This window comes from Streptomyces sp. NPDC051907 (genome assembly GCF_040681075.1).
Classification (GTDB): Bacteria; Actinomycetota; Actinomycetes; order Streptomycetales; family Streptomycetaceae; genus Streptomyces.
The window spans coordinates 111652-130732 of sequence record NZ_JBFAYB010000004.1 but is presented as its reverse complement, the minus strand read 5'-3'; the positions used below and the strand labels follow the sequence as shown (position 1 = coordinate 130732).

Sequence of the window (19081 nt, the reverse complement as noted above, 5' to 3'; positions counted from 1 at the left end):
ATGACCGAGACCATCGGGGTCGAGACCGTCGACGACGCCATGGCGGACAGCACCCTGGCCGACGGCGGCGCGGACGCCATGGCCGACGGCGGCGCGGACGGAGCGGTCGGGGCCGGCGGCTTCGGGGCCGCCATCACCGCCGCGTACAGCGACGCCCTGGCCGAGGTGTACGACGAGGTGTACCCCAGCACGCCCGACCTCGCCGACGTCGGGGAGTTCCTGCTCACCCTCGCCCGCCCGGGCGCGGACGTCCTCGAACTGGGCGTGGGCACCGGCCGGGTGGCCCTGCCGCTCGCCGACCAGGGCTTCCATGTGCACGGCGTGGAGTCATCCGAGGGCATGCTCGCCCGCCTCGCCGCGAAGGACCCGCAGGGCCGGATCACCCCGGTGCGGGGCGACTTCGCGGGGATGGACCTCGGGCGGAGGTTCGACGTCGTCCTCGCGCCCTTCAACGTCCTGTGCTGCGCGATGGCCGTGGACGAGCAGATCGCGCTGATGCACGCCATAGCCCGGCACACCGCGTCCGACGGCCATGTGGTGATCGAGACCTTCGACCCCAGCGACTACCACGTGCAGAAGAAGAACGAGGTCACGACGTACCCGATCGGCGCGCGCGGCGCGATGATCGAGTCGGTCGGCGTGCTGCCCGCCTCGCAGAACATGATGCTCCAGAACACCCTCTTCCTGGACGGGGACGCCCCCAAGTCCGCGACCACCGTGATGCGCTACCTCTGGCCGAGCGAGCTGGACCTGCTGGGCGCGATCGCCGGCCTGGAGCTGACCGCGCGGTACGCGGGCTGGCGCGAGCAGCCCTTCGACGGCGGCGACAGCCGCAAGATGTGCGTGTCCGTCTTCCGGCCGCTGGCATGAGCGTGTTCGCCGACGCCCTCGACAACGGGCTGCGCCTGCGCGTCGAGTCCGTGCCGCAGTACGCGCGCGGGCTGGCCGCCGTCGCGCTGACGGTGGGCGCCGGCGGCGACGACGACCCGGCGGGGCGCCACGGTATGGCCCATCTCGTGGAGCACCTGATGTTCCCGCGCGCTATGGACGACGCGCAGGACACCGGGCACGTCGCGCGGATCGAGGGCGCGGGCGGGGTCTGCAACGCCGAGACCCACCGCGACCACACCGTCTTCCACACCTCCGTGCCCGCCGACATGCTCGGCGACGTCCTGGAGTGGGAGGCGCGGCGGCTGCTCGACTTCGCTCCGGCCGACGAGGTGATCCGCACCGAGACCGGGGTGATCGCCGAGGAGATCCGGGGCGCCGCGAGCGGCGGCCGCGTCTGGGACACGGCCCTGGCGGCCCTGCTGCCCGGCAGCAGGGACAGTTTCGGCACGGCGTCGGCGCTGGCCGGCGCACGCGCCGACGAGGTCGCGGCCTTCTTCCGGTGGCACTACACCGCCGATCGGATGGTGCTGTCCGTCGTCGGCGACGTCGAGCCGGAGCGGGTCGCCGAGCAGGCGCGCGGGCTCTTCGCCGAGGTCGCCCCCGCGCCCAGCACGCCCGCCGCCCCCGCCACGCCGTCCGCCCCCTGCACGCCCGAAGCCTCCTCCGCCCCCTCTGCCCTCTCCGCCCCTATAGCTCCGCCGGGTCCTGCCACGTCCCCCGTGCAGGGCCCGGCGGCCCCCCTCTCGCGGCTGCCCTCAGCCGTCCCCGGGGCCGCGCTGGGCCACCCGCTGCCCGACCCCGTGGCCGAGCGGGCCGCCTACCTCGCCCACGTCGTGCTCGCCCAGGTGCTCGGCCGCTCCCGACTGCCCCTGCTGACCCGCGGCGACCGGCGGCTCACCTCGGCGAGCGTGACCTGCGGCTACTACGGCCAGTGGCTCGGCTCGGCCGCCCCCGACCTGGCGCTCGTGCTGCTGGGCCGGGCGCCGGGCGTCCCGGTGGCGGCGGCGGTCGAGAGCTGGCTGGACGTACTGCGGGAGGCCGCCGCGCACCCCGTGTCCGAGACCGAGCACCGCAGGGCCCTCAACTCCCTGCTGGTGGCCTGCCACCGCCAGGCCGACTCGCTGACCGCGCGCGCCGTCGGCCATGGACGCACGGAACTGCTCTTCGGCGGCGCCGGCGGCGCGGACGCGCTCCCCGGCGAGCTGGCCCGCGTCACCCCCGACGAGGTGTCCGCCGCCGCCCGCGCACTGCTCGACGGACCCCGAAGCGTGATCGAACTCCAGGGAGAGCCGCGGTGAACCGCAAGACCGCCGACACCACCCTCGGCAACGGACTGCGCGTCGTGGCCGTCCTGGCCCCTGGAGCGCCGCTGGCCGAGCTGCGGCTGGTCCTGCCGTACGCGAGCACCGAGCCGTCCTGCGCGGCCGCTCAGGAGCTTCTGGCGGCTCTGCTGGGCACCGGGACCCGCGCCCCGGCCCGTACCCGGCAGGACGTCGCCGACCGGGCGGCCGACCTCGGCGCGGAGCTGAGCACCGTCGTCACCGCCGAGTCGCTGATCCTGGCGACCAGCGTGCTCTCCGCGCAGCTGCCCGGCGCCATGGACCTCCTCGCCGATCTGCTGCTGCGCCCGCGCTACAGCGAGGACGAACTCGCCCTCGCCCAGCGGCGGGCCGCGGCCTCCCCGCGTAGGCCGGGCCCGCGCCAGCGGCTGCGCCGGGCCGCCCTGCGCCACGGCTTCGGCGCTCACCCGCTCACCGACCCCGCAGGGCCCCGGGACGTGTCCGCGCCGGCAAGCGCCGACCTGGACGCGCTGCACGCGCGCGTGGTCGTCCCCGACGGCGCCCTGCTGCTGATGACGACCGGCGCCGAGCCCGACGACGCGCTGCGGCTCGTGCGCGAGCGGCTGGACGCCTGGACGGGCGGCCCCTCGGGGCTGACGCTCCCGCCCTTCGCCCGCCGCGAGCCGCGCCCCGGCCGGATCGACCTCGTCTCGCAGTCGCCCGCGGGCCAGGCCATGGTGCTCACGGCGGGACCCGCCGTGCCCGTCGCCGACCCCGGCCACGCGCCCCTGCACCTGGCCCAGTTGACGCTCGGCGGCCTCGCCTCGTCCCGGCTGGCCCGCAGGGTCAGAGACCGGCACGGGCTCGCGTACGCCGTCTGCGCCGACCTGCGCGAGAACCGCGCGGGCAGCTGGCTGGAGATCGAGTGCGCCGGGGCGCCCGGCACGGCCGGCCGGATCGCCGAGGAGATCACGGCCTGTCTGCGCGAGCTGGCCGACGACGGGCCGACGGCGCGCGAAGTGGAGCGGGCGCGCGCCTACGCGGCCGGGTTCACCCGCTTCGCCCTGGCCACCAGGACCGAGGAGGCCAGCGCGCTCGCCGGGTTCGCCGCGGCCGGGCTGCCGCTGGACTGGCTGGACGCCTACCGCGCCGAGCTCGCCGAGGTGACGCACCGGCACGTGGCCGAGGCAGCCGCGTACTTCTTCGACCCCGACAAGACCGTGATCGCGACGCACGACGACGCGACGCACGACGACGCGACGCACGACGACGCGACGCACGACGACGCGACGCACGACGACGAGGAGACCCGGTGAGCCCGGACCCGCAGGATCCCGCGGTCCTCTACCCCCTCCAGCCCGACCACCCCGAACTGGTCGCCCCCTTCGCCGCCCTCGCGCGGCGCACCCGCGCCCGCAGGCTATGGCTGTGCCAGTCCTTCAAGGCCGAGACCCACCAGGTCCTCGCGCACCTCGCGGGCATGGGCCACACCGTGCCCGTCGGCACGAGCGTGACGCTGCTGCCGCTGCGGCATCCGTACGAGGCGGCGCTCCAGGCCCGTTCGCTGTCGCTGATCAGCGGCGAGCCCGTGGTCGCGGGCTTCGGCATCGGGAACCCCGGATTCGTCTCGGGCCTCCATGGGAGCCCGTACGCCAGCCCCCGCACCGCGGTCCGCGACTACCTCGCCTCCGTGCGGGCGCTCCTGGACGGCGAGACGGTCGACCACGACGGCCCCTACCACCGGCTCCACGGCGGGCTCATGCCGCTGGACCACGCGCGGGTCGAGGTTGGCGCGGGAGTGCTGCGGCCCGCTATGGCGCGCACGGCCGGGGAGGTCGCCGATGTCGCGATCACCTGGATGACCCCGCCGGCGTACGTCGAGGACGTGCTGCGGCCCGCGCTCGCCGAGGGCGCGGCGAAGGCGGGGCGGAGCGGTCCGCCGCGGATCGCGACCGCCGTCCACGTCGCCGTCGCCCGGCCCGGCCGCGATCCGCGCCGGATCGCGCTCGCCGCCGCCGCAGAGCATCTGAAGGCCCCGCACTACGCGGCGATGCTCGCCAGGGCGGGCGTCGCCGTGGATCCGCACGACCCGGTCGCGACCGCCGACGCGCTGCTGCGCGCACGGGTCGTGGTCGCCGGCACGCCCGAGGAGATCGCCGCCGCCCTCGCCGCGTACCGGCGCAGCGGAGTCGACGAGGTGATGCTCAACCCGGCCGGGGTGCTGCTCACCGAAGGCGTGCCCGCGGCCGTCGCCGACCTGGAGGAGATCATCGACGCGTGCCGCCGGGAGGCCGTCCGATGAGGGACGCGTGCCGCCGGGAGGCCGTCCGATGACCGTGCGCTGCTCGGGCGTCGGCAAGCGCTATGGAGCGCGGCAGGCGCTGACCGACGTGTCCTTCGCGCCGCGGCCGGGCCGGGTGGCCGGCTGACGGTGCTCGGCCGGCTCCCGTCCATAGAGCGCTTCCTGCCGGACGGCGCGCAGTTCGCGGTGTGGGGGACCGGCTGAGCTTCCCGGACGCCTTCGGCGCCCCCTAAGGGGTGCTGCCGCCGGCCCGGCTGCTCTTCGTCCGCCGCGACGTGTGATCGCGGCGGTACGAGGCGGCGTCCCGTGGCTCGGCGGAGCCACGGGACGCCGTGCTGTGTTTCAGCCTTCGTGCTCCAAGATCCCCGACTGGGCGATGAGATAGCCCAGTTGGGTCCGGCTGCCGCTGCCGAGCGCCGAGCCGAGCTTGGCGATATGGGCCCGGCAGGTGCGGACGTTCATCCCCAGCCGGCGGGCGATGGCCTCGTCGACGTGCCCCTCGACGAGGAGTTTGGCGATCGAGCGCTGGACCCCGGTGACGCCGTCCAGCTGCGGCCCGTAGGAGATCTGCTCCTCCCAGGCGATGCCGTGCAGCCAGAACTGCTCGAAGACGCCCACCAGATACTCGACTATGCCCTTGTGCCGTAGCTCCAGCGCCGACAGGCGGTCGCTGCTCGCCGGGATGAACGCTACTTTCCGGTCGACGATGATCAGTCGGTCGATGATCTCCTCGAGCGTGCGGACCTCCACCCCGGACGGTCCGACCTGCTCCATATAGGCCAGCGTGGCCGGGTGGTGACGGGCCGTGTGCTGGTAGAGCGTCCGCATCCGCACGCCCCTGTTGATCAGCGGCTCCACTCTGCGCAGCGCCTTCTCCAGGATGTGCGGCTGTCGCCCGCTGCCGGGCTGGACCGTGAGAAGCTCCTCCGTGCAGTCTGCGGTGACCTGGTCGAGGGTCGTGTTGATGCGGTTGAGGCCCTCGAGGACGGTAATTCCCTGAGGGACGGTGGAGTTCTGCGCGCTGAAGGCCATGAATGGCTCAAGTGCATCGGTCAGAGCCACAGTTCGGCGCCGTCGCTCTTGGATCTCCCGCTCGATGGGGTGTATCAGCTGTGTCAGCGCGGTGGTCGGTGGAACCGGGCGTAGCCACTGAGCGTCGTCTGGGTCCGGGTGCAACAGTGCGAGATCGAAGAGACAGGGTGTGGGCTCCGCCTCTGACCGGGCTATTCGCCCCGTGCGAAGAGCGGTGATGTAAAGACTCTTACCCGCCTCACACAGCTCGCCGTCTGCGTGAGGGTGTCCCGTTTCGCCCTCCTTAGATGGCATTTGCACCCCCTCAGGCTCCTGCATTACAGGAACATGATGCCTGCCCTCGCTGGTGCAAGCGTTCGGAGTGAGACATCGTCTTATGCGCGGGGGAGGAGGATTGATCAAAAGAGGTGGAGATCACCCATGTCTAGGACGCTACGTGCTCTTTGTGCTCTTGCCATAGCGGCGGCCGCGCTAGGTGCGGTGGCCTCCGGCGAGCCCTCGTGGGGCAGTTCTCCCGCGAACGCGGTGCAGGCCGCTCCGGGCGAGCCTTCGTGGGGCTTCGCGGGTGCTGTGGCGGGGAAGCCGGGTGAGCCCTCCTGGGGCGCCGCTCCGGCCGGCACGGCGGCAACTCCTGGCGAGCCCTCCTGGGGTGTCGCTCCGGCGGGCGCGGAAGCATGACCGTTCCCCCGGACGACCGGGTCTTCCGGCGTGAAATGGCTACGGCCTATCGATCGGGGTGGCATTTCATCGACCTCGTCACGGCAATCCCCCACCGTGGCGACTCGTTGATGGTCACCTTGTTCGGAGAGCCGGTGGTCGTGGCGCGCGAGGAGGACGAAGACGTTCGCGCCTACCGTTGCCTGCGCCGCCCCCGAGGAGCTCCGCAGCCCGTCCGCTGTGCCATCAGGTACGGCATGATTTTCGTCAATCTCGACCAGCGCGACCACCAACTGGTCGAGCCAGACACCACCGCCACCCCCCGCAGTGCCTGAGCGATTCCCCCGTCGTTGTAAATCGCTCGGGCGCTTCCCCCACACAGCGGCGCCATCGTGGACCTGAAACACGATGGCGCCGCTGTGCTGTCCGGGTGCGGATCCCGGCCGGCCCCTCCAGGCGTCTGACGCCTCAGGCGCCTCGGGTGCCTCGGGCCGCTCAGGCGCGTCATGGCCTCGGGCGCGGCCCATCCCCCGGGCGCCTCGGGCGGCTCAGGCGCGTCATGGCCTCGGGCGCGGCTCACCCCCCCCGGCCGCCTCGCACCCTCAGGCGCGGCCCATGCCCCGGGTCAGCGCGATCTCGATGACCACGCGGTCCGGGTTCGGCGCCGGCGTGCGTCCATAGCGCTCCGCATAGCGCCGCACCGCGTCCGCGACGACCTCGGGCTCCGTGCGGATCGTCGCGACCCCCTCCAGCGTCGCCCAGCGCCCCTTGTCCACCTGGCACACCGCGACCCGGGCGCCGTCCGCCCCCGCCGCCAGCACGTTGGCGACCTTCCGGCTGCGCTTGTTCGTGATCACACGCGCGTACCCGCCCTCGGGGTCGTACGTCGCGCCCACCGCGACCAGGTGCGGGCTGCCGTCCGCGCGCGGGGTGCTGAGCGTGCACAGATGGTATTCGCGCCAGAACGCGAGGTACTCGGGGCTCGGGTTGCGTACATCGATGGCCATGGCTCGGAAGCCTAGTTGCAGCGGCCAAACCATGCTTGAGTGGAATAGACTCAACTTTGTGCAGGTTCAATGAGTCAATGCGACGATGCGTCGTATGAGCCCGCACGCCCCGCACGCAAGGAGGAGACGCCGCACGTGGACGCCGAGCTGACCAACAAGAGCAGGGATGCGATCAACGCCGCCACCAGCCGGGCGGTGTCCGACGGTCATCCCGACCTGACCCCCGCGCACCTGCTGCTCGCGCTGCTCGAGGGCGACGCGAACGAGAACATCGTCGACCTGCTGGCCGCCGTCGAGGCCGACCAGGCGGCCGTGCGGGCCGGCGCCGAGCGAGTCCTGGGCGCCCTGCCCAGCGTCACCGGCTCCACCGTCGCCCCGCCCCAGCCCAACCGCGAGCTGCTCGCCGTCATCGCCGACGCCGACCGGCGGGCCAAGGAGCTCGGCGACGAGTACCTCTCCACCGAGCACCTGCTGATCGGCGTCGCCGCCAAGGGCGGCCAGGCCGGCGAGGTGCTGGACCAGCAAGGCGCGTCCGCGAAGAAGCTGCTGGACGCTTTCGAGACAGTACGAGGAGGACGGCGGGTGACGACCCCCGACCCCGAGGGCCAGTACAAGGCCCTGGAGAAGTTCGGCGCCGACTTCACCGCGGCGGCCCGCGAGGGCAAGCTCGACCCGGTCATCGGCCGGGACCACGAGATCCGCCGGGTCGTCCAGGTGCTGTCCCGGCGCACCAAGAACAACCCGGTGCTCATCGGCGAGCCCGGCGTCGGCAAGACCGCCGTCGTCGAGGGGCTCGCGCAGCGCATCGTCAAGGGCGATGTGCCGGAGTCGCTGAAGAACAAGCGGCTGGTCGCGCTCGACCTGGGCGCGATGGTCGCGGGCGCGAAGTACCGCGGCGAGTTCGAGGAGCGGCTCAAGACCGTCCTCTCCGAGATCAAGGCGAGCGACGGCCAGATCATCACCTTCATCGACGAGCTGCACACGGTCGTCGGCGCGGGCGCCGGCGGCGACTCGGCCATGGACGCGGGCAACATGCTCAAGCCGATGCTGGCCCGCGGCGAGCTGCGCATGGTCGGCGCGACCACGCTGGACGAGTACCGCGAGCGGATCGAGAAGGACCCCGCGCTGGAGCGGCGCTTCCAGCAGGTGCTGGTCGCCGAGCCGACCGTCGAGGACACCATCGCGATCCTGCGCGGGCTGAAGGGGCGCTACGAGGCCCACCACAAGGTCCAGATCGCGGACAGCGCGCTGGTGGCCGCGGCCACCCTCTCCGACCGGTACATCACCTCCCGCTTCCTGCCCGACAAGGCCATCGACCTCGTCGACGAGGCGGCGTCCCGGCTCCGGATGGAGATCGACTCCTCGCCCGTCGAGATCGACGAGCTCCAGCGGATCGTCGACCGGCTCCGGATGGAGGAGCTGGCCATGGCCAAGGAGACGGACGCGGCGAGCAGGCAGCGCCTGGACAAGCTCCGCCGCGACCTCGCCGACCGGGAGGAGGAGCTGCGCGGGCTGACCGCCCGCTGGGAGAAGGAGAAGCAGTCCCTCAACCGGGTCGGCGCGCTGAAGGAGAAGCTCGACGAGCTGCGCGGCCGGGCCGAGCGCGCCCAGCGCGACGGCGACTTCGACACCGCCTCCAAGCTGCTGTACGGGGAGATCCCGGGCCTGGAGCGGGAGCTGGAGGAGGCCGCGGCGGCCGAGGCCGAGCAGGAGGCGGCCAAGGACACCATGGTCAAGGACGAGGTAGGCCCGGACGACATCGCGGACGTGGTCGGCGCCTGGACCGGCATCCCGGCCGGACGCCTGCTGGAGGGCGAGACGCAGAAACTGCTGCGGATGGAGGCCGAGCTGGGCCGCCGGCTGATCGGCCAGACGGAGGCGGTGCGGGCCGTGTCCGACGCCGTGCGCCGCACGCGCGCCGGCATCGCGGACCCCGACCGGCCCACCGGCTCGTTCCTCTTCCTCGGCCCGACGGGCGTCGGCAAGACCGAGCTGGCCAAGGCTCTCGCGGACTTCCTCTTCGACGACGAGCGGGCCATGGTCCGCATCGACATGTCGGAGTACGGCGAGAAGCACTCGGTGGCCCGGCTGGTCGGCGCGCCCCCCGGCTACGTCGGCTACGAGGAGGGCGGCCAGCTCACCGAGGCGGTGCGCCGGCGGCCGTACTCCGTCGTCCTGCTCGACGAGGTGGAGAAGGCCCACCCCGAGGTCTTCGACATCCTGCTCCAGGTCCTCGACGACGGCCGGCTCACCGACGGGCAGGGCCGGACGGTGGATTTCCGCAACGCCATCCTGATCCTGACGTCGAACCTCGGCAGTCAGTATCTGGTGGATCCGCAGACGGGCGAGGAGGAGAAGAAGCAACGGGTTCTGGAGGTCGTGCGCGCCTCTTTCAAGCCGGAATTCCTCAACCGGCTCGACGACCTGGTGGTCTTCTCCGCGCTGTCCAAGGACGAGCTGACGCATATCGCGGGACTGCAGATCGAGCGGCTGGCCAAGCGCCTCGCCGACCGGCGGCTCACCCTCGACGTCACCCCGGCGGCGCTGGAGTGGCTGGCCGAGGAGGGCAACGACCCCGCGTACGGCGCCCGGCCGCTGCGCCGCCTGGTGCAGACCGCGATCGGCGACCAGCTCGCGAAGGAGATCCTCGCGGGAGAGGTCACCGAGGGGGACACCGTACGGGTGGACCGTTTCCAGGACGGTCTGATCGTGGGGCGCGACAGCGGAAAGTCGCTATAAAGGGCTCTTTCCGAGGCCGCTATAGAGCGACAGCGCGGTTTCTTGCCGGGCGGGGTTGCCACGCCCCGCCCGGCATGGGAGAGGATGGCGGGAACCGTACGAAGGGAAATCCACGGTGACCATCGATCCGTCCTCGATTCCGAATTTCGGGGGCCAGCCCCAGCCTCAGGCCGCAGGACCGGCGGGCCCCGTCGTTCCCGACCAGGACCTGGTCAAGCAGCTCCTCGACCAGATGGAGCTGAAGTACGTCGTCGACGACGAGGGCGACCTCGCGGCGCCGTGGGAGGAATTCCGCACGTACTTCATGTTCCGCGGCGAGGGCGACCAGCAGGTCTTCTCGGTCCGGACGTTCTACGACCGGCCGCACCCGCTCGAGGACAAGGCCAAGATCCTCGACGCGATCGACGACTGGAACCGCCGCACGCTGTGGCCGAAGGTCTACACGCACACCCATGACGAGGAGGAGGGCCCCACCACGCTCCGCCTCATCGGCGAGGCGCAGATGCTGATCGGCACCGGCGTCAGCCTGGAGCACTACGTCTCCTCGACGGTCAGCTGGGTACGGGCCGCGATCGAGTTCGACAAGTGGCTCGTGGAGCAGCTCGGCCTGGAGCCGGCGGAGAAGCCGGCGGACGACGAGAAGCCCGCGGACGACGCCTGATCCGTGCCGCCGGGGCCTGACCGTGCCGCTATAGCGGCACGGGCCGCGCCGACGGCGGACGCGTCCACAGCTCGGCGCGCAGAGCCCGGCGGGGGCGACGGCCACCATGGCCGCCGCCCGCGCCGGGCTCTCGTCTGTGCGCCCGCCCGCGCTTCAGGGGTCAGCCGGCGAGCGTCTTGAGGCGGGAGACCGCCTCCTGGAGGACCGACTCGCGCTTGCAGAAGGCGAAGCGGACGAACGGCGCCCCCTCCTCGCGGTGGTCGTAGAAGACCGCGTTCGGGATCGCCACCACCTGGCACCGCTCGGGGAGCGACCGGCAGAAGGCGAAGCCGTCCGACTCGCCCAGCGGGCGGATGTCCGTCGTCACGAAGTACGTCCCCGCCGGGCGGTAGACCTCGAAGCCCGCCGCCGCCAGACCCGAGCTCAGCAGATCGCGCTTGGAGCGCAGATCCTCCCGCAGCCCGTCGAAGTACGTCTGCGGCAGCCGCAGCGCCTCGGCGATCGCGTACTGGAACGGGCCCGAGGAGACGTACGTCAGGAACTGCTTCGCCGAGCGGACCGCCGCCACCAGCTCCGCCGACCCCGTCAGCCAGCCCACCTTCCAGCCCGTGAACGAGAAGGTCTTGCCGGCCGAGGAGATCGTCACCGTCCGCTCCCGCATCCCCGGGAACGTCGCGATCGGCACATGCTCGCCGTCCAGCACCAGATGCTCGTACACCTCGTCCGTGACGACCAGCAGATCGCGCTCCACCGCCAGTTCGGCGATCGCCGCGAGCTCCTCGCGGGCCAGGACCGTGCCCGTGGGGTTGTGCGGCGTGTTCAGCAGGATCAGCCGGGTCCGGTCGGTGACCGCGTCCCGCAGCTCGTCCAGGTCCAGGCGGTAGGCGCCCTCGTGCGGGCGCAGGGTGACCGGGACGCGCGCGCCGCCCGCCATCGCGATGCAGGCGGCGTACGAGTCGTAGTACGGCTCCAGCGCGACGACCTCGTCGCCCGGCTCCACCAGCGCCAGCAGCGACGCGGCGATGGCCTCCGTGGCGCCCGCCGTGACCAGGACCTCGGTGTCGGGGTCGTACGACAGGGTGTAGCGCAGCGCCTGGTGGTCGGCGATCGCCGTGCGCAGCTCGGGCACCCCCGGTCCCGGCGGGTACTGGTTGCCCCGCCCGTCGCGCAGCGCCCGCACCGCCGCCTCCATGATCTCCGCGGGGCCGTCCGTGTCGGGGAAGCCCTGCCCGAGATTGATCGACTCGGTGCGCGCGGCGAGCGCCGACATCTCCGCGAAGATCGTGGTTCCGAATTCCGCCAGCCGGCGGTTGAGCAGCGGTCGTGGTCCCTCTTCGCGTCGCGTCATGGTCGCCATCCTGGGCCGAACCTCTGGAGTTGCTCAAGTCAGCTTTGCGTCTGTGCGGCCGGGGGCATCCCAGTCACACGCAAGAAGCACATGCAAGAAGCACCATGCACACGCACCATGCACTGGCACCACGCAAGAAGCGGTCACGCAATGGCGCGGGGGTCTCGCTTCGGGGGAATGGAAGAGGGTGAGAGCAATGGCAGATTTCGTGGCGGCCCTGATCTTCGTCGTCGTCCTGTTCGTCTTCGTCTTCGCGATCGGCGCACTGCTGCGCGGCGGGAAGGGCCCGGGCAAGCGCAGGGGCAGCCGTCGCGTCGGCGGCGGGGGCAGCAGCGGCAGCAGCAGCTGGTACGGCGGCGATTCCGGCTCGTCCTGCGGCGGCGGCTCGTCCTGCGGCGGCTCTTCGTCGTGCGGTGGCGGCGGGGGCGGATGTGGCGGAGGCAGCTGACACGGGGCAGCTGGTCCGCGACAGATGAATGGTGAAGAAGAGAAGGAAGGCGTCGGCGGGAACTTCCGCCCGGCGCCTTCCTGTTGATTGCCCCGGCGGGTTTGTTGACCTCACGGCTCGTTTTTCGTTGAACAGTTGAACCGTCAGGCCCCCGGGGGGATGGAAACCCAATCAAGTTGGGTAAAATCGCTGTGGGCGTCGCGTAGTTCATGATTCCCTCGCTGTTGGAACCTGTTGGAACCATCCAGCCCTCGGACCCTCAAGCGGACCCGAGCAGGCGTTCCCCAGTCATCCTGAATTCCCCCTTCCGGGGCGCCCCCGGTCCACGTGTCCATCGCCGAAGTGTGTTTGCGGAGCCGACCCATGCTCACGACCCTCAAGACCGCCTACACCGATACCCGCGCCGACGACCTCGCCTGGGCGCTGGGCCGGGAGCCGCTCCCCGCCCTCGCCGTGCTCGACCTCGAACTGTCGGGAGCGAAGCTCCAGTTGAGGCTGCTGGGCGCGTCCCATCAGGTGCTGCTGGAGGAGAGGCAGGGCGCCTGCTCCGAGACGGTCGCCTGCATGTCCGGCAACAGCACCCCGCTCCCGCTCGGCGTCGCCGAGCGGCTCGGCGACTGGGAGTACGAGTTCGCGGCCCGTGTCGAGACGCTCTCCCAGGGGTCGTTCGCCGGACGCGCCCAGGAGCTGCTGGCGCTCGTGGCCGACCACCCGCAGGGCCTCGCGGGCACCTTTCCCGGCTCTCCGCACGCGTTCACGGCCATGCTGGCGCAGCGGATCGAGGGCCAGGTGCGGTGGCGCACGTGGCACGCGTATCCGCAGGAGGGAAGCCTCGTCGCCACTCGTACGCGGGTCGGCGTCCGCATGCCCGTCCCCCTCTAGTTACACCCGTGTGGGTGACATGGTGTGTGCTGTAAGTGACGTAGCGTTACGAACATGATCGACCGGCACCCGACTCCGTCGCCGCCTCAGAGCGCGGTGCCGCTGCCAGTGCGCCCCGACGCCGGCCGGTTTCTGGTCCTGGCGGCGGTCTTCGTCTGCGCCGCCTGCGGTCTCGTGTACGAACTGGAACTGGTCGCCCTCGCCTCCTATCTGACCGGCGACTCCGTCACCCAGGCCTCGGTCGTCCTGTCCGTGATGGTCTTCGCGATGGGCCTCGGCTCGCTCCTCGCCAAGCGCCTGCGGTGCTACGCGGCGGTCGGCTTCGGCCTGCTGGAGGCCGCGCTCGCCCTGATCGGCGGCTGCTCGGCGATGGTGCTGTTCGCCTGCTTCGCCTGGATCGGCGAGTCCCGCTACGCCCTGGTGGGCTTCTCCCTGGCCATCGGCGTGCTGATCGGCGCGGAGATCCCGCTGCTGATGTCCCTCATCCAGCGGATCTCCCGGCGCGACGCCGAGGGCACCGTGGCCGACCTGTTCGCCGCCGACTACGTGGGCGCCCTCGTCGGCGGGCTCGCCTTCCCGTTTCTGCTGCTGCCGTGGCTCGGCCAGCTGACGGGCGGGCTGCTGACGGGCGCCGTCAACGCGGCGGCGGGCGGGGGCCTCGTCCTGTGGCTGTTCCGCCGGGACCTGACGGCGCGTGCGCGCGGCTGGCTGCTCGTCGCCAACCTCACCGTCCTCGCCGTGCTGGCCACCGCGGCCGTCCTCGTCGACGACTTCGAACGGGCCGCGCGCCGCGCGGTCTACGGCGACCAGGTGCGCGTCGCCGTCCACACCGATGTGCAGGAGGTCGTCCTCACCGGCGACCGGAACGGCCCGCCCGACCTCTTCCTCAACGGCCGGCTGCGGGTCAGCGGACGCGACGAGCACCGCTACCACGAGGCGCTGGTCCACCCCGCGATGCGCGGACCGCACGCGCGCGTGCTCGTCCTCGGCGGCGGCGACGGCCTCGCCGCCCGCGAAGTGCTGCGTTACGCCGACGTGGACCGCGTCACCGTCGTCGAGCTCGACCCGGTCGTCGTCCAGCTGGCGCGCACCGACCCGGCGCTCTCCTCGCTCAACGGCCACGCCTACCGCGATCCACGTCTGCGGGTCGTCACCGCCGACGCGTTCTCCTGGCTGCGCGCGCCCCGCGAGACGTACGACGTGGTCATCTCGGACCTGCCCGACCCGGGGATCACCGCGAGCGCCAAGCTCTACTCCCAGGAGTTCTACGCACTGGCCTCGCGGATCCTCGCCGACGACGGACGCCTCGTCGTGCACGCGGGGCCGCTCGCCTCCCGGCCGCATATGTTCTGGACGGTCGACGCGACGCTGCGGGCGGCCGGGTTCGGCGCCGCCGCGTACGACGCGTCGGGCGGCCGGGTCCCCTCCGTCCGGGCGCCGAGCGAGGGGCCCATGGGCCTCGCCATGGGGCCGGACCGCCCGAGGGCTGCCTCGCCCGCGACACGGGACAACGGGTTTCTGCTGGCCGCCGCCGACCGGACCCCGCCGCTGGGCCTGGACCGGCGGACGCCGTCCCTGCGGACGCTGACTCCCGCGGTCCTCGCGGCGGGGGCGCAGAGCGCGGAGCTGGCCAGAGTGGCGGGCCTGCCGCCGTCGACGCTCGTCCACCCCCGCTACGCCGACTGACGGGCGGCGCCTCGTCTGCGGCGGCTGTACGGCGCGCACACCTGCCGCGTACGCCGCGCACACCTGTCGTACGTCATGTGCACCGGCCGTACGGCGGCGGAAACGCTGACGTGGCGGGCCGGTCTGAGTAGGCTCGACTCCCATGGAGCATGAGGTGTTCGTTCCGGTTCCGGCAGAGACCCTTCGACAGGTGCTGAGGGACCCCGCCCGGGTCGCTCGCTGCGTGCCGGGGCTCCAGCAGGACGCCCACGAGGCGGCGGGCCCGCTCTCCGGGCGGCTGAAGGTCCGGGTCGGCGGGCACACCATCACCTACCGCGGCACCCTGCGCATCGTGGAGCAGGGCGACGTCTTCGCCGTCGAGGGCGAGGGCGCGGAGGTGCGCGGCACGGGCTCCGCCAAGGTGACCCTGGCGATTCGCCCGGCGCCCGGCGACGGCGGCACGACGCTCTCCTTCACGGGGACCTCGAGCGCCGAGGGCCGGCTGGCCGAGCTGGAGGGCGCCTCGGCGGTCTCCGCCGCGCAGCGCCTGCTGGACCGTTTCGCCGCCGGGCTCGCGGCGGAGGGCACGGGAGAGGCGGAGCCTTCCGCCGCCGAGGACACGCCCGCCGCCGAGGACGCCTCCGCCGTGGAGGCGGCCGCCCCGGACGAGGACTCCGCGGACGCCAAGCCGTCCGTCTTCGACGCGCCCGTGCCGCCGCCCTCGCTCGACCCGGTCGCCGAGGCCGAGTTCGAGGGGCAGGACCTGGCGGCCGAGGACGAGGCCGACGACGTGTCCGGCGAACAGTCCGGGCCACGCGATTTCCAGGAGGTGACCGTGCCCGACGAGCCCCCCGCCGAGGCCGCCCACGCCCGCCGCACGATGATCGGCCGGAGCGCCGAGGAGGTCGACCACGCGCCGCCGCGCGGCCGTTACGCCCCCGTGCCCGCGCCCGACACGAGCGGCGCCAGCGCCACCCTGCGCTGGATCGCGCCCGCCGCGGCCCTCGCGCTCGCGTCGGCCGTCGTCGTCGGACGGGTGCTCCGCCGCCGCAGGTAGCCGATGGGCGGCCAGCACGGCCGGCACGGCCAGTACTGTCGTGGTGTGAGTAGCAGCGAAGAGAGCATCCGGCTGGCCGCCGGAGACGTCGAGTTGACCGTGCAGCCGCAGAACGGCTGCCGCATCGGAAGCCTTCGCATCGGCGGGACCGAAGTGCTGCGCCAGGGCGATCGGCACGGCTGCTTCCCGATGGTCCCCTGGTGCGGGCGCGTCGAGAACGGGGTGTTCCGCAACGGCGCCGTACAGCACCAACTGCCCGTCGACGCCCCGCCGCACGCCCTCCACGGCACCGGCCGCGACGCGGTCTGGCGCACGGCCCGCGCGGGCAAGAGCGAGGCGGTGTTCACGTACGACCTGGCAGAGCCCTGGCCGTACACCGGGCGCGTCACGCAGATCCTGGAGCTGGCCGAGGACTCGCTGAAGCTCACCATGGGCGTGGAGACGTACGACACCTCGTTCCCGGCGCAGGTGGGCTGGCACCCCTGGTTCCTGCGCAACCTCGGCGCCGGCGAGGACGCGCGGCTCGACTTCGCCGCCGCGTGGCAGGAGCAGCGCGGCGAGGACCATCTGCCGACCGGGGAGCGCGTCGCCCCGGGCCCCGGCCCCTGGGACGACTGCTTCGGGATGCCCGACGGCGTCGAGGTCGCCCTCACCTGGCCGGAGCAGCTGGAGCTCAAGGTCGCGAGCCCGGCCGAGTGGGTCGTGATCTACGACGAGCAGGCGGAGGCCGTGTGCGTCGAGCCGCAGTCGGGCCCGCCGAACGGGCTCAACACCCACCCACGGCTGGTCACCCCGATCGAGCCGCTGGAGCTGACGTCGACCTGGAGCTGGCGCCGGCTGTGAGGCGGCGGGGGTCGCCCGGGCGGCGTCGGCTGTGAGGCGGCGAGGGTCGCCCGGGCGGCGTCGGCTGTGAGGCGGCGCGCTTAAGCTGGCGGGCATGACTGACGTACGCGCTGAGCTGCTCCAGCAGATCAAGGACAAGGCCGTGGTGCACGGCAAGGTGACCCTCTCCTCGGGTCTTGAGGCCGACTACTACGTGGACCTGCGCCGGATCACGCTGGACGGCGCCGCCGCGCCGCTGGTCGGCCAGGTGATGACCGACCTGACCGAGGACCTGGACTTCGACTGCGTGGGCGGGCTGACCCTGGGGGCCGACCCGGTCGCGACGTCGATCCTGCACGCGTCCGCCGCGCGCGGTAAGCGGGTCGACGCCTTCGTCGTACGGAAGGCGGCCAAGGCGCACGGCATGCAGCGCCGCGTGGAGGGCCCGGACATCAAGGGCCGCCGCTGCCTGGTGGTCGAGGACACCTCCACCACCGGCGGCTCGCCGCTGACGGCCGTCGAGGCCGTGCGCGAGGCGGGCGGCGAGGTCGTCGCGGTGGCGACGATCGTCGACCGGGCCACGGGCGCGGGCGAGAAGATCAGCGGCACGGCGGGCGTCCCGTACCTCTACGCGTACTCGCTGGACGAGCTGGGCCTCGCCTGAGCAGGACGGCGGGCGGGGGCGCCGGTGCGGGCGCGGTGTGAGCCTGAGGCTCCCGCCGGCCGGTCCGATGTCAGTCCGATTTCGGGTCGGATGTCGGGTCCGATTTCAGGTGCGGGCGAGGGTGTTCACGGTCGAGACCGAGCCGCGAGCAAGTCGTGACCTAGCGCCTGAGACAGGGTCTGACCTGCGGTGACGATGAGGGGCGGAGTGTTTCACGTGAAACACTCCGCCCCTCGTGCATACACAGGGCGCACGACGGGTGGAGCCCAGCCGGGAGTCTGGAAAGATAGGCCGCGACGATGACGTCGCCCACAGGTCAGGGCCGAAGCACCACATACCCGCACATCACAAGGAGCGGACATATGCCCATCGCGACTCCCGAGGTCTACAACGAGATGCTCGACCGGGCGAAGGCAGGCAAGTTCGCCTACCCGGCCATCAATGTGACCTCGTCCCAGACCCTGCACGCTGCGCTGCGCGGCTTCGCGGAGGCCGAGAGCGACGGCATCATCCAGATCTCGACCGGTGGCGCCGAGTTCCTGGGCGGCCAGTACAGCAAGGACATGGTCACGGGCGCGGTCGCCCTCGCCGAGTTCGCGCACATCGTCGCCGCCAAGTACGACATCACCGTCGCGCTGCACACCGACCACTGCCCCAAGGACAAGCTGGACGGCTACGTACGTCCGCTGCTCGCCGTCTCCGCCGAGCGCGTCGCCAAGGGCCAGGACCCGCTGTTCCAGTCGCACATGTGGGACGGCTCCGCCGAGACCCTCGCCGACAACCTGGCCATCGGCCAGGAGCTGCTGGCGCAGGCCGCCGCCGCCAAGATCATCCTCGAGGTCGAGATCACCCCGACCGGCGGCGAGGAGGACGGCGTCACCCACGAGATCAACGACGAGCTCTACACCACGGTGGACGACGCGCTGCGCACCGCCGAGGCGCTCGGCCTGGGCGAGAAGGGCCGCTACCTGCTGGCCGCCTCCTTCGGCAACGTCCACGGCGTCTACAAGCCGGGCAACGTCGTGCTCCGCCCCGAGCTCCTCAAGGACCTCCAGGCCGGCGTCGCCGCCAAGTACGGCAAGGCCGACCCGTTCGACTTCGTCTTCCACGGCGGCTCCGGCTCCACGGCCGAGGAGATCGCCACCGCGCTGGAGAACGGCGTCGTGAAGATGAACCTCGACACCGACACCCAGTACGCCTTCACCCGCCCCGTCGCGGACCACATGTTCAAGAACTACGACGGTGTGCTGAAGGTCGACGGCGAGGTCGGCTCCAAGAAGACCTACGACCCGCGCACCTGGGGCAAGGCGGCCGAGGCGGGCATGGCCAAGCGCGTGGCCGAGGCCTGCGTCGCCCTGCGCTCCACCGGCACCAAGCTCAAGTAAGCATTTGACGCAGGTCGGGCCCGGCACCCTCTGGGGGTGCCGGGCCCGACGCGTTTCTCCGGACTCGGGAGGGCATCGTGGGGTACGACTTCGACACGTGGACGCCCTGATCCGCGCGCTCCACCGGCTGGCCCGATGAGGCGGGCGCGGGGATGATCCCGGTATGGACAACAGGCCGGGCGAGAACGATCCGGGCGAGGTGAGAGGGCGGGGCGCCACGGGTCGGGGAGCGGGCGCGGGC

At 72.3% G+C, this 19081-nt stretch carries 17 protein-coding genes; 14 read left to right on the top strand and 3 right to left on the bottom strand.

The annotated features are described in order from the left end of the window. Genes AB0M39_RS04345 through lxmJ form a run of 4 tightly spaced genes read left to right on the top strand, consistent with a single transcriptional unit; the run spans position 1 to position 4473 of the window. Complete coding sequence (locus AB0M39_RS04345; RefSeq protein ID WP_365359994.1) at positions 1-870, top strand: class I SAM-dependent methyltransferase; 870 nt, start codon at positions 1-3, stop codon at positions 868-870. Continuing rightward, positions 867-2189, top strand: coding sequence for a pitrilysin family protein (locus tag AB0M39_RS04340; RefSeq protein WP_365359992.1), 1323 nt, complete (start codon positions 867-869; stop codon positions 2187-2189). Before AB0M39_RS04345 ends, AB0M39_RS04340 begins: the two co-directional genes overlap by 4 nt. Beyond that, positions 2186-3487, top strand: coding sequence for an insulinase family protein (locus AB0M39_RS04335; protein WP_365359990.1), 1302 nt, complete (start codon positions 2186-2188; stop codon positions 3485-3487). The genes AB0M39_RS04340 and AB0M39_RS04335 overlap by 4 nt, the downstream gene beginning before the upstream one ends. Continuing rightward, positions 3484-4473 carry a F420-dependent peptide dehydroalanine reductase LxmJ gene (gene lxmJ, locus AB0M39_RS04330; RefSeq protein WP_365359988.1) on the top strand — a complete coding sequence of 330 codons (990 nt, stop codon included), beginning with the start codon at positions 3484-3486 and terminating at the stop codon, positions 4471-4473. The genes AB0M39_RS04335 and lxmJ overlap by 4 nt, the downstream gene beginning before the upstream one ends. A gap of 342 nt (positions 4474-4815) precedes the next feature. On the opposite strand, the gene AB0M39_RS04325 is transcribed toward lxmJ, so the two are convergent. Beyond that, the gene (locus AB0M39_RS04325; RefSeq protein ID WP_365359986.1) at positions 4816-5799 is read right to left on the bottom strand and encodes a helix-turn-helix transcriptional regulator; all 984 of its coding nucleotides are present in this window, start codon (positions 5797-5799) and stop codon (positions 4816-4818) included. Between the two features lie 380 nt (positions 5800-6179). On the opposite strand from AB0M39_RS04325, the gene AB0M39_RS04320 reads away from it, so the two are divergent. Further along, positions 6180-6497: a (2Fe-2S)-binding protein gene (locus AB0M39_RS04320; protein ID WP_365359984.1), complete on the top strand. Its 318-nt coding sequence runs from the start codon at positions 6180-6182 to the stop codon at positions 6495-6497. A gap of 267 nt (positions 6498-6764) precedes the next feature. Here the strand turns inward: AB0M39_RS04320 and AB0M39_RS04315 are convergent, their stop codons facing one another. Beyond that, positions 6765-7169, bottom strand: a complete 405-nt coding sequence (locus tag AB0M39_RS04315; protein ID WP_365359982.1) for a TIGR03618 family F420-dependent PPOX class oxidoreductase — start codon at positions 7167-7169, stop codon at positions 6765-6767. A 135-nt stretch (positions 7170-7304) separates the two neighbouring features. Here AB0M39_RS04315 and clpB point away from each other — a divergent pair, with 135 nt between their 5' ends. Then, positions 7305-9908 carry an ATP-dependent chaperone ClpB gene (clpB, locus tag AB0M39_RS04310; RefSeq protein ID WP_365359980.1) on the top strand — a complete coding sequence of 868 codons (2604 nt, stop codon included), beginning with the start codon at positions 7305-7307 and terminating at the stop codon, positions 9906-9908. A gap of 115 nt (positions 9909-10023) precedes the next feature. Beyond that, positions 10024-10569: a YbjN domain-containing protein gene (locus AB0M39_RS04305; protein WP_365359978.1), complete on the top strand. Its 546-nt coding sequence runs from the start codon at positions 10024-10026 to the stop codon at positions 10567-10569. A gap of 160 nt (positions 10570-10729) precedes the next feature. Here the strand turns inward: AB0M39_RS04305 and AB0M39_RS04300 are convergent, their stop codons facing one another. Next, complete coding sequence (locus AB0M39_RS04300; protein WP_365359976.1) at positions 10730-11917, bottom strand: pyridoxal phosphate-dependent aminotransferase; 1188 nt, start codon at positions 11915-11917, stop codon at positions 10730-10732. A gap of 196 nt (positions 11918-12113) precedes the next feature. Between AB0M39_RS04300 and AB0M39_RS04295 the strand changes: the two genes are divergently transcribed. The 7 genes from AB0M39_RS04295 (at position 12114) to fbaA (ending at position 18840) form a co-directional block, all read left to right on the top strand. Then, positions 12114-12365 (top strand): hypothetical protein, encoded by a 252-nt coding sequence (locus tag AB0M39_RS04295; protein WP_365359974.1) that lies wholly within the window; start codon positions 12114-12116, stop codon positions 12363-12365. Positions 12366-12728: 363 nt separating this feature from the next. Beyond that, positions 12729-13247: a DUF2617 family protein gene (locus tag AB0M39_RS04290; RefSeq protein WP_365359972.1), complete on the top strand. Its 519-nt coding sequence runs from the start codon at positions 12729-12731 to the stop codon at positions 13245-13247. A gap of 54 nt (positions 13248-13301) precedes the next feature. After that, positions 13302-14933 carry a polyamine aminopropyltransferase gene (locus AB0M39_RS04285; protein WP_365359970.1) on the top strand — a complete coding sequence of 544 codons (1632 nt, stop codon included), beginning with the start codon at positions 13302-13304 and terminating at the stop codon, positions 14931-14933. 142 nt (positions 14934-15075) lie between these two features. Next, a complete protein-coding gene (locus AB0M39_RS04280; protein WP_365359968.1) occupies positions 15076-15969 on the top strand; it encodes an SRPBCC domain-containing protein in 894 nt (297 codons plus the stop codon). Positions 15970-16014: 45 nt separating this feature from the next. Continuing rightward, positions 16015-16812, top strand: a complete 798-nt coding sequence (locus tag AB0M39_RS04275) for an aldose 1-epimerase (protein WP_365359966.1) — start codon at positions 16015-16017, stop codon at positions 16810-16812. Positions 16813-16906: 94 nt separating this feature from the next. Next, positions 16907-17455, top strand: coding sequence for an orotate phosphoribosyltransferase (gene pyrE / locus AB0M39_RS04270; RefSeq protein WP_365359964.1), 549 nt, complete (start codon positions 16907-16909; stop codon positions 17453-17455). Positions 17456-17817: 362 nt separating this feature from the next. Next, a complete protein-coding gene (fbaA, locus tag AB0M39_RS04265) occupies positions 17818-18840 on the top strand; it encodes a class II fructose-bisphosphate aldolase (protein ID WP_365359962.1) in 1023 nt (340 codons plus the stop codon). The last annotated feature ends 241 nt before the right edge of the window (positions 18841-19081 follow it).

Bases quoted from the DNA above. Each gene is read 5' to 3' on its own strand.
- AB0M39_RS04345 (WP_365359994.1), top strand. From the start codon at position 1: ATGACCGAGACCATCGGGGTCGAGACCGTCGACGACGCCATGGCGGAC.
- AB0M39_RS04340 (WP_365359992.1), top strand. From the start codon at position 867: ATGAGCGTGTTCGCCGACGCCCTCGACAACGGGCTGCGCCTGCGCGTC.
- AB0M39_RS04325 (WP_365359986.1), bottom strand. From the start codon at position 5,799: ATGCCATCTAAGGAGGGCGAAACGGGACACCCTCACGCAGACGGCGAG.
- AB0M39_RS04320 (WP_365359984.1), top strand. From the start codon at position 6,180: ATGACCGTTCCCCCGGACGACCGGGTCTTCCGGCGTGAAATGGCTACG.
- AB0M39_RS04315 (WP_365359982.1), bottom strand. From the start codon at position 7,169: ATGGCCATCGATGTACGCAACCCGAGCCCCGAGTACCTCGCGTTCTGG.
- AB0M39_RS04300 (WP_365359976.1), bottom strand. From the start codon at position 11,917: ATGACGCGACGCGAAGAGGGACCACGACCGCTGCTCAACCGCCGGCTG.
- AB0M39_RS04295 (WP_365359974.1), top strand. From the start codon at position 12,114: ATGGCAGATTTCGTGGCGGCCCTGATCTTCGTCGTCGTCCTGTTCGTC.
- AB0M39_RS04290 (WP_365359972.1), top strand. From the start codon at position 12,729: ATGCTCACGACCCTCAAGACCGCCTACACCGATACCCGCGCCGACGAC.
- AB0M39_RS04285 (WP_365359970.1), top strand. From the start codon at position 13,302: ATGATCGACCGGCACCCGACTCCGTCGCCGCCTCAGAGCGCGGTGCCG.
- AB0M39_RS04280 (WP_365359968.1), top strand. From the start codon at position 15,076: ATGGAGCATGAGGTGTTCGTTCCGGTTCCGGCAGAGACCCTTCGACAG.
- pyrE (WP_365359964.1), top strand. From the start codon at position 16,907: ATGACTGACGTACGCGCTGAGCTGCTCCAGCAGATCAAGGACAAGGCC.
- fbaA (WP_365359962.1), top strand. From the start codon at position 17,818: ATGCCCATCGCGACTCCCGAGGTCTACAACGAGATGCTCGACCGGGCG.